8 protein-coding genes are annotated in these 9204 nt (G+C 72.0%); 6 read left to right on the forward strand and 2 right to left on the reverse strand.

What is annotated here, in order from left to right; translation table 11 throughout:
• Positions 1–75: 75 nt before the first annotated feature.
• Complete coding sequence (locus EDF42_RS15550; protein ID WP_123294197.1) at positions 76–1089, reverse strand: LacI family DNA-binding transcriptional regulator; 1014 nt, start codon at positions 1087–1089, stop codon at positions 76–78.
• Positions 1086–1508, reverse strand: coding sequence for a DUF3054 domain-containing protein (locus tag EDF42_RS15555; protein WP_260235531.1), 423 nt, complete (start codon positions 1506–1508; stop codon positions 1086–1088). Before EDF42_RS15555 ends, EDF42_RS15550 begins: the two co-directional genes overlap by 4 nt.
• A gap of 123 nt (positions 1509–1631) precedes the next feature.
• On the opposite strand from EDF42_RS15555, the gene EDF42_RS15560 reads away from it, so the two are divergent.
• The 6 genes from EDF42_RS15560 (at position 1632) to EDF42_RS15585 (ending at position 8834) form a co-directional block, all read left to right on the forward strand.
• The gene (locus EDF42_RS15560) at positions 1632–2582 is read left to right on the forward strand and encodes a hypothetical protein (protein WP_123673182.1); all 951 of its coding nucleotides are present in this window, start codon (positions 1632–1634) and stop codon (positions 2580–2582) included.
• A 493-nt stretch (positions 2583–3075) separates the two neighbouring features.
• Positions 3076–4233 carry an extracellular solute-binding protein gene (locus EDF42_RS15565; RefSeq protein ID WP_123673184.1) on the forward strand — a complete coding sequence of 386 codons (1158 nt, stop codon included), beginning with the start codon at positions 3076–3078 and terminating at the stop codon, positions 4231–4233.
• Positions 4230–5270, forward strand: coding sequence for an ABC transporter permease (locus EDF42_RS15570; protein WP_123673187.1), 1041 nt, complete (start codon positions 4230–4232; stop codon positions 5268–5270). Before EDF42_RS15565 ends, EDF42_RS15570 begins: the two co-directional genes overlap by 4 nt.
• On the forward strand, positions 5267–6079 hold the full coding sequence (locus EDF42_RS15575) for an ABC transporter permease (RefSeq protein ID WP_123340755.1): 813 nt from the start codon (positions 5267–5269) through the stop codon (positions 6077–6079). Before EDF42_RS15570 ends, EDF42_RS15575 begins: the two co-directional genes overlap by 4 nt.
• A 41-nt stretch (positions 6080–6120) precedes the next feature.
• Positions 6121–7227 carry an ABC transporter ATP-binding protein gene (locus tag EDF42_RS15580; protein WP_123673188.1) on the forward strand — a complete coding sequence of 369 codons (1107 nt, stop codon included), beginning with the start codon at positions 6121–6123 and terminating at the stop codon, positions 7225–7227.
• Positions 7224–8834: an inositol monophosphatase family protein gene (locus EDF42_RS15585; RefSeq protein WP_123673190.1), complete on the forward strand. Its 1611-nt coding sequence runs from the start codon at positions 7224–7226 to the stop codon at positions 8832–8834. The genes EDF42_RS15580 and EDF42_RS15585 overlap by 4 nt, the downstream gene beginning before the upstream one ends.
• The last annotated feature ends 370 nt before the right edge of the window (positions 8835–9204 follow it).

Consider the following 9204-nt stretch of genomic DNA (forward strand, 5'->3'; position numbering starts at 1 on the left):
ACCCTGGGCCGCACCGTGCACGTCGCGCTGAACCTGCACCGGCCGGCGAAGTTCGCACCGAGCGTGGTCCGTCACTCAGCGGGGGAGCAGGGTGCGGCCGGGCACGACCGTGCCCCGGAGTGAGCGGTGCTCGACGGCACGCGTCGGGTCGTCGATCCGGCCGATCACGAGGTCGATCGCCTCGCGGCCGATGCGTTCGATCGGCTGCTCGAGCGTCGTGAACCCGATCCAGTCGCTCGCGAGGGGGTACACGCCGTCGAACCCGGTGACCGACAGATCGTGCGGGACCCGGACACCGCGGCGGGCGAGCGCCTCGCACACGTCGAGCATGAGCCGGTCCGTCGGGCACATCACCGCGGTCACGTCCGACTCGTGCATCGCGTCGACCAGGTCAGCGGCGAGGTCGTCGGGCGGCCGCACGAAGCTGGCGTCGATGTCGATGACCCGGACACCACGCGCGCGGAGCCGTTCGACCATCGCCGTCGAGCGGGCGTGCTGCGTGATCGCGTTGTCGAGTGGGACGGTGAGCACCGCGACCGTGCCGTGGCCGGCGTCGGCGACGGCGTCGGCGATGGTCGCGCCACCGTCCACCTCGTCGCAGTACACGCTGGACAGTGCCGGGTGGAGTTCGGGCCGACCGGCGACCACGGTGGCAATGCGCGGGGCGAACTCGGCGATGTCGGCCGACGGCATCAGGCCGCTGCAGACCACGAGGCCGTCCACCCGCATCGACACGAGTGCGGCGAGTGCGGACTTCTCGTCCTCGACACGGCCGACACCCGTGGTGGTGACGACGCGGTAGCCGAGCTCGGACGCGCGTCGCTCCATCACGGCGTGCAGTGCGGTGTAGACCATCGACGACGCATCGCGGACGAGCATGCCGATGGTGTGCGTCCGACCGCTGACGAGCCCGCGTGCCATGGCGTTGGCGACGTACCCGAGCTCGGCTGCGGCGCGTTCGACCCGCTCGCGAGTCTCGTCGGAGAACCGTCCGGTGCCGGAGAGGACACGGCTCACGGCCGACTTCGAGACGCCTGCTCGTGCGGCGACGTCGAGGATGGTCGGCTGGGACCCGCGGCCACCGTTCACGCGTCGGACGCTGCGGCGTCTCGTCCGGACCGCGACGCGGTGAAGCGCAGCACCCCGCGGGCGATCGCGCGCCATCCGAGCAGGAACACCCCGAGCACGATCGTCGCGACGATGACGAAGGAGATCGGCAGCGGGTTGCCGTCGACGTCTCCCTGACCCGTGGCGACGCGGATCGCCATGCCGACGAACACCGTGAGGATCCAGACGACGACGCCGGTCGGCCAGAAGCGCAGTGGGCGCGCCCAAGCTCCGCTCGTCACGTACCCGATCGCCCAGCCCGCCAGGAACGGGTAGGCGGTGGTCCAGATCCCCAGTGCGGTGTTGCCCTCGCCGTGGGAGGAGCGGCCGATGAGCGCGAAGACGACGATGAGGACGACGTCGATGACGGCTGCGAGCCAACCCCAGGTGCGTGTGTTCACCCGGACAGTCTCGCAGCCTCCGGTGGTGGGACTCATTCCTCCACACGGCATGCGGGCGGTGATCCGTCCACAGGGCTCGTGTCCGGCGCTGCGTTCGTCCACCGGGTTCCCGACCATCGGGGCATGTCGATGAACCTCAAGCTCGCACCAGTCCCCGAAGTCCTCACCTACCGAACATCAGCGCAGCGGCCGGACGAGTCCGACGTCATCAGACGACGGGCGGCGGCAGGAGAGCTCATCCGGGTCGCACGCGGTCTGTACGCGGAGGCCGCGGGATGGGCAGCACTCCGAACCGCCGAGCAGCACCACGTCCGCGTGCGCTCGTTCGCCGACCGCATCCGGCCAGGAGACCTGGTGTCCCACGTGTCCGCGGCGGTGGTCTTCGGCGTGCCGCTCCTGACCCCGCCACCGACGCGGATCCACGTGACCTCGAGCGGCGCCGACCGGCGGACCACCAACGCGACCTTCATCGTGCACGCGGACCTCGACCCCGAGCGGAACCGAAGCGCAGTGACGACACCGGATGGGCTGGTGCTGTGCGGGCTGGAGCGGCTGGCGACGGATCTGGCGCTCACACTGCCCTTCACCGATGCGATCGTCGCCCTTGACTCGCTCCTCCGTCGTGCGGTGGAGCGAGACCTGGTCCGGTCGGCCGTCGAGCGGCGGGGACAGAAGGGTCGGCGGCGAGCACTGCGGGCCGTCGACTTCGCCGACGCCGCGTCGGACTCGCCCGGGGAGTCCTACGCTCGCGCCCGGTTCGACCAGTTCGGTACGCCGACCCCCGTCCTCCAACACCGGTTCCGGACGGCGGGCGAGCCGGACATCGTCGTGGACTTCTGGTTCCCGGAGTCCGGGGTGGTGGTGGAGTTCGACGGTGCCGTGAAGTACCAGCGCCGTGAGTACCTGCGCGGGCGTACCCCTGAGGAAGCGCTACTCGACGAGAAGATCCGGGAGGACCGTCTCCGCGCGTTCCCCGAGGTCCGGATCGTGCTCCGGCTGACCTGGTCCGACCTGCGGAACGAGTGGACCCTGCGGGCGAAGCTCCGTCAGGCTGGCGTGCGGATGTCGCGCTGAGACCCGCTCGACCGCGCACCGTGCGACTTTGTTCCGGCTCTGCAGGCGGCGCACGGTGCAAAGTCGCGCGGTCGGCGGCAGGAAGTCAGCTCGGTGCGAGGTCATCGGTGGGTCCGACCGACTTCGCACCGTGCGACATTCGCCGCTCGGGGGTGTGCTGCCCGCTCGGTGCGAAGTTGTACGCGGGCACGGAGCGGTCAACCTCGCACCAGGTGGCGTGGCCAGCACGGTGCAGGCGCAGCGCCGACCGCGGCCCCCGGAGTTCACCCGGCGGCGACGCCCGCGGCACCCGGCGTTCACCCGGTAGCGCCACACTCGACCTCGGCGCGGGAACGTTCCCACACGACCCGCGCCACACCACCCCGCACGACCCGCGCCACACCACCCCGCACCACCCCCACCCCCACCCCGCACGACCCCACCCCGCACGACCCCCACCCCGCACGACCCCCACCCCGCACCACCCCCACCCCACGGAACAGGGAGAACCCACGTGAAGACCCGAGTCCTCGCCGGCCTCGCCATCGCGGCGGCCGCGACCGTCGCACTGTCCGGCTGCGTCCAGAGCGCCAACGCCTCGAACGCCGCGGAGACGAGCGGCGGCACCACGAACCTCACCGTGTTCATCAGCGGCGACACGAACGTCCAGGACCTCTGGGACAAGTCGCTCATCCCCGCCTTCGAGAAGGCGAACCCGAAGATCCACGTCAGCACGAGCATCGACCTGCACGGCGAGCACGATGCGCAGACCCAGGCGAACCTGGCCACGGCGGTCAAGGCCGGCAAGTCCGTCGCGTACGACCTCGTCGACGCCGGCTTCGTCTCCACCGCGGGCAAGGCCGGCCTGATGGCGAAGGTCAGCGACAGCACGATCCCGAACCTGAAGGACGTCCCCGAGGCCACGAAGCAGCAGGGTGGCGACAGCGCGATCCCGTACCGCGCCTCGAGCGTCCTGCTCGCGTACGACTCGAGCAAGGTGACGGACCCGCCGGAGACCCTCGACGACCTCCTCGCCTGGATCAAGGCCAACCCCGGTCAGTTCGCGTACAACTCCCCGTCGTCCGGCGGCTCCGGCGGCTCGTTCGTCGCCACGGTGCTCGCGAAGTACCTGACCGCGGATGAGCAGTCGACGATGCAGACGACCTACGACAAGTCGCTCGAGTCGAAGTGGGACAAGGGCTTCGCAGCGCTCAAGGACCTCGGCCCCTCGACGTACCAGAAGGGGGTCTACCCGAACGGCAACGACCAGGTCGTGCAGCTGCTCGGCAGCGGCCAGATCGCGATGGCGCCGGTGTGGAGCGACCAGTTCATCACCTCGCAGAAGACCGGCGTGATCCCGAAGACCGTCAAGGCGATCCAGATCACCGACCCGTCGTTCACCGGCAGCGCGAGCTTCCTCGGCATCCCGAAGACCGAGCCGAAGGCCAAGAAGGCCGCCGCCGAACAGCTCGCCGACTTCGTCCTGAGCTCCAAGGGGCAGCAGCTCGTCGCGAGCGCCGTCTCCGGCTACCCGGTCATCCCGCTCGACAGCCTGCCGGCGTCGGTCGCGGAGCAGTTCGCCGACGCGAACCCCTCGCAACTCCGCCTCGGGTTCCAGAGCGACTTCGCCGCCGACATGAACGCGGCGTGGGACACGAAGGTCCCGCAGTGACCCAGACCGTCCAGGACGGCCCGGCGACCGACCGGGAGGCCCGTGGCGACTCCGCCAGGGGCCTCCCGCCCGTCCCGTCGCCCGCCCACGGCACCGCGGACACCGCAGGTCGGCTGTCCGTCCAGGAGCGGCTCGACCGCCGTCGGCGGTGGCAGGGCCTCGCGCTCGTCGCGGCGCCCGTCCTCGTCGTGGTCCTGTTCGTCGGCGTCCCCGTCGTGAACGCCGCCCTGTTCAGCCTCGGGTTCACCGGCGGCCTGAACCAGGCACTCGCGGACATCGGCGGCGACACCGTGCGCGGCTTCTCGTTCGCGGTGTACGGCTCCCTGCTCGGCAACGCCACGTTCCTGCGCGACCTCGTCGCGACACTCGGGGTCACCGCGCTGTCGACCGGCCTGACCGTGGCGCTCGCCGTGGCGGTGGCCGTGATCCTCCGTCTCCGCGGTGGTTTCCTCGGCAAGAGCCTCAGCGTCCTGGCCGTGGTCCCGCTCTTCGTGCCGGTGGTCATCGCGAGCTGGTCGGTCCTGACGTTCACCGATGCGCAGGGCTTCCTCCGCAGCCTCGGTGCCCAGTTCGGCCTCGACGTCCCGGTGTGGGGCTACACCCTCGTCGCCGTGGTGTTCGGCAGCGTCTGGACGAGCCTGCCGTTCGCCGTGCTGATGATCGCCGGCGCGCTGCAGGGCACCCCGGACGCCCTGGTCGAGGCCGCGAAGGACGCCGGCGCGAGCACGTGGCGGGTGGTCTGGCAGGTGCTCCTGCCGATGGCGGCGACCCCGCTCGTCATCGCGACGACGTTCACCGTCATCGGGGTCCTCGGGTCGTTCACGGTGCCGTACTTCACCGGTCCGAACGCCCCGACGATGCTCGGCGTCGACATCTCGAAGTACTTCCAGGCCTACAACCGCCCGCAGCAGTCGACGGCGATGGCGTTCATCGTGTTCGCCTTCGCCGCGGCCGCGAGCGTGTTCTACCTCCGCTCGACGGTCCGGGCGAACGCCGGCGAGCTGCGGAAGCAGCAGCAGAAGCAGGAGCAGCCGTGATCAAGCGACTCACCGGGAACACCCTCGTCTGGGCCACCGCCGTCGTGCTGGCCGTCTTCGTGCTCGGTCCGCTCCTCTGGCTGGCGGCTCGTGCCTTCGCCACGACGTGGACCTACCCGAACCTGTTGCCCGACGGGTGGACGCTGCAGTGGTGGGGCACCGTGTTCGAGGACCGGAGCCTGGCGGTCGCCGTCCAGAACTCGCTCGTCCTCGCCCCGCTGACGGTCCTCATCGCCGCGGTGGTCTGCCTGCCGGCCGCGTGGGCGATCAGCCGCATCGAGTTCCCCGGGCGACGGCTCGTCCTGGTCGGGCTGTTCGCCACGAACGCGTTCCCGAAGATGGGCCTCTTCGTCACGATGTCGGCCATGTTCACCGCGCTGAACCTCATGAACACGGTCACGGGCATCCTCATCGTGCACGTCCTCGGGTGCGTGGTGTTCATGACCTGGCTGCCCGCCGCCGCGTTCTCGGCCGTGCCGCGGTCCCTCGAGGAGGCAGCACGCGACGCCGGCGCGAGCCGCTGGCGGACCTTCTGGCGGGTGACGTTCCCGATCGCGTGGCCGGGGATCCTCGTCGCGATGGTGATGTCCTTCCTCGCGTCGTTCGACGAGGCGCAGGGCACCTACCTCGTCGGTGCGCCGACGTACATGACGATGCCGACGGCGATGTACTCGCTCGTCCTCAACTCCCCACGCCAGGTCTCCGCGGTGTTCGCGATCGCGTTGAGCATCCCGTCCGTGGTCCTGCTGCTGCTCGCCCGGAAGCACATCATGGGCGGCCGCCTGGCGGACGGCTTCCAGATCCGATGACCCGGCCACAACCGGCCGAGCCGACACCCGGACCGACACCGATGACCACCACCAGCACGAAAGGCGACCAGATGACGGACCAGACGCTCGTCGCGGAACGCACCACGGGCCTCCCGGCCGACGGCAGCACGACCGACCGGGCCCGCACCGGCGGACTCACCATCCGCGGACTGCGCAAGACGCTCGGCGGACGCGACGTGGTCGCGGGCATCGACCTCGACGTCGCGAAGGGCGAGCTCGTCTCGCTGCTCGGCCCGTCCGGGTGCGGCAAGACGACGACGCTCCGCATGGTGGCGGGGTTCCTGCCCGCCGACGGCGGCGTCGTGACGATGGGGGACCGCGACGTCACGTCGCTCGGACCGGAGCGTCGTCCGAGCGCGATGGTGTTCCAGAACTACGCGCTGTGGCCGCACATGACGGTGACGCAGAACGTGGCGTTCCCGCTGCGGACCCGACGGGTGCCGAAGCAGCGGGTGGCGGAGCGGGTGCGCGAGGCGCTCGAACTCGTCGGGCTGAGCCACCACGCCGGGTCGAAGCCGACGGCGATCTCGGGCGGCGAGCAGCAGCGCGTCGCCCTGGCCCGTGCCATCGTGCAGGAGCCCGACGTGCTGCTCCTCGACGAGCCGCTGTCGAACCTCGACGCGAAGCTCCGGGTGAGCGTCCGCGACGAGATCCGGCGCATCCAGCAGCGCCTCGGCATCACGACCGTCATCGTGACGCACGACCAGGACGAGGCGCTCAGCATCTCGGACCGGATCGCCGTCATGCACGACGGCCGCATCGAGCAGATCGCGACGCCGACCGAGCTGTACGCCCGCCCCGCCACCGGGTTCGTCGCGTCGTTCATCGGGTCGACGAGTCCCGTCGCCGGCCGGTTCCTGGCCGGCACGTCGGTCAGCCCCACCGTCGCGGACACGGTCCTGATCCGACCCGAGCAGGTCGTGCTCACCGACGACTCGCCGATCCGCGCGACCGTCGCCCGCGTGCTGATGCGCGGGCACTTCGCCGAGGTGGTGCTGGCCGCCGACGGCGCCGAGCTCCGCGCGTTCGTCACCGGAGCACCCCCGGCGGTCGGCACCGAGACCGGGGTCCGCCTCGGCGAGGTGCTCGTGTACCGCGACGGCGCACTGCTCGAGGGCACCCGATGAGCGCCCCGGTGTCGGCGCCCGCCGACCAGGTGGTCGCCACCAGCCCGACCGGGAGGCCCGGCGTGCGTCCGCCACGGCTCGTCGCCCACCGCGGTGCGCCGCGCGTCCGGCGCGAGAACACCCTGCCCGCCATCGCGGTCGCCGAGGCGCTCGGCGCCGAGGTCATCGAGGTCGACGTCCGTCGCACGGCCGACGACGTCGCCGTGCTGCTGCACGACGAGACCCTCGGCCGGATGTGGGGTGACGCCCGACGGGTGTCCGACGTCGCCTGGTGCGACGTCGCCCGGCTCGGCAACGGCCTCGACCGGATCCCGCGGCTCGACGCCGCCCTCGAACGGCTCGACGGCTGCCACTCGGTGCTGCTCGTCGACCTGACGGACGCGGCCGACGGACTCGTCGCTGCCCGGACCGTCGCGGGGTCCACCGCGTCCACCACCGTGGCGTGGTGCGGAGCGCCGGCGGCGATGGCGGCGGTCCGCTCGGTGCTGCCCGACGCCGACGTCTGGCTCGCGTGGGAGTCGCTCGACCCGCCCGCTCCGGCAGACCTCGAGGCGTTGACCCCGTCCACCCTGAACCTCGACATCGCGTTCCTCACCCCGCGCACGATCGAGGCTGCGCACGCCCTGGGGCTGCGGGTCGCCGTCTGGACCGTGGACGAGGCCGAACCGGCGCTCTGGGCGGCACGGCTCGGCGTCGACTCGATCACCACGAACGACGTCGGCGCGATCGGCGCCGCACTGTCGTCGGCAGAGCGGGACGGCTGGCCGGAACGGGACCGCGAACCGACCGAGACCGAGGTGGCCTCGCGCGCCCAGGCCCTGGCGCACCGCATCGCGCACGAGGTCATCGCCTTCACCCGCGAGCACCCCGTCAGCGAGGTGCGGACCAAGGCGAACCCCGCAGACCTCGTCACCGACGTGGACCGACTGGTCGAGCAGCACGTCCGGTCCCGCGTCCGGATGGCGTTCCCGACCCACGGCTTCACCGGCGAGGAGTACGGTGACGCCCCCGGCGACCGGCACCGCTGGTACCTGGACCCCGTCGACGGCACCACGAACCTGGCGAACGGCGTGCCCTGGACGTCGATGTCGCTCTGCCTGACCCGCGGTGGCCGCCCGCTCGTCGGGGTCGTCGCCGACCCGTGGCGGGGCGAGGTCCTCGAGGCGCGGCGCGGACGCGGTGCCACCCTGCGCGACCGTCGGCTCCAGCTGGACGACACCCCGCGGCCGCTCGCCGGGGCGGTCGTCGGCACCGAGCTCGACGGACACCGGCCGTGGCCCGGGTTCGGTGCGTTCCTCGACGCCCTGGCCGACCGGTCGTGCACGCTGCGGGTGCAGGGCTCCGGCACGTTGACCATCGCGCAGGTGGCGGCCGGCCGGGGGATCGGCGGGTGCGTGTCGGCGTTCAACCCGGTCGACCACGGGGCCGCCGTGCTGCTCGTGCACGAGGCCGGCGGGATCGTGCTGACCCGCTCCGGTCCGGTCGAGGGCTTCCCGCCCGTGGGCGAACCGTTCCTGGTGGCGCACCCCGGGGCCGCCGACGAGCTGCACGGGGTGTGGACGGCCGCGCTCGCCGTGGGCGCGGGGGTGGGCGCGGCGGCGGGCTGAGTCAGCGCGTGCGCGCGGCAGGTGTGGCCGGCGCACGGTGCGGGGTCCGCGTTCTGGTGCGGGGTTGGCCGCTGGGTGCGGTGCTGTAGGCGCGCACGGCGCTGCCAACCCGGCACGGGTCGTGCAGGTGCGCACGGTGCGGACTGGAGGCGCGGGTCGGGTCGGGTACGGGCCTCCCGTCGGGTGGGTGGTGCGCACGGTGCGGGGCCTGCGTTCTGGTGCGGGGTTGGCCGTTGGGTGCGGTGCTGTAGGCGCGCACGGCGCTGCCAACCCGGCACGGGTCGTGCAGGTGCGCACGGTGCGGACTGGAGGCGCGGGTCGGGTCGGGTACGGGCCTCCCGTCGGGTGGGTGGTGCGCACGGTGCGGGGT

This window comes from Curtobacterium sp. PhB172 (assembly GCF_003752545.1).
Taxonomy (GTDB): Bacteria; Actinomycetota; Actinomycetes; order Actinomycetales; family Microbacteriaceae; genus Curtobacterium.

Coding starts and splice junctions, on each gene's coding strand:
- EDF42_RS15585 (WP_123673190.1), top strand. CDS start 7,224: ATGAGCGCCCCGGTGTCGGCGCCCGCCGACCAGGTGGTCGCCACCAGC.
- EDF42_RS15580 (WP_123673188.1), top strand. CDS start 6,121: ATGACCACCACCAGCACGAAAGGCGACCAGATGACGGACCAGACGCTC.
- EDF42_RS15560 (WP_123673182.1), top strand. CDS start 1,632: ATGTCGATGAACCTCAAGCTCGCACCAGTCCCCGAAGTCCTCACCTAC.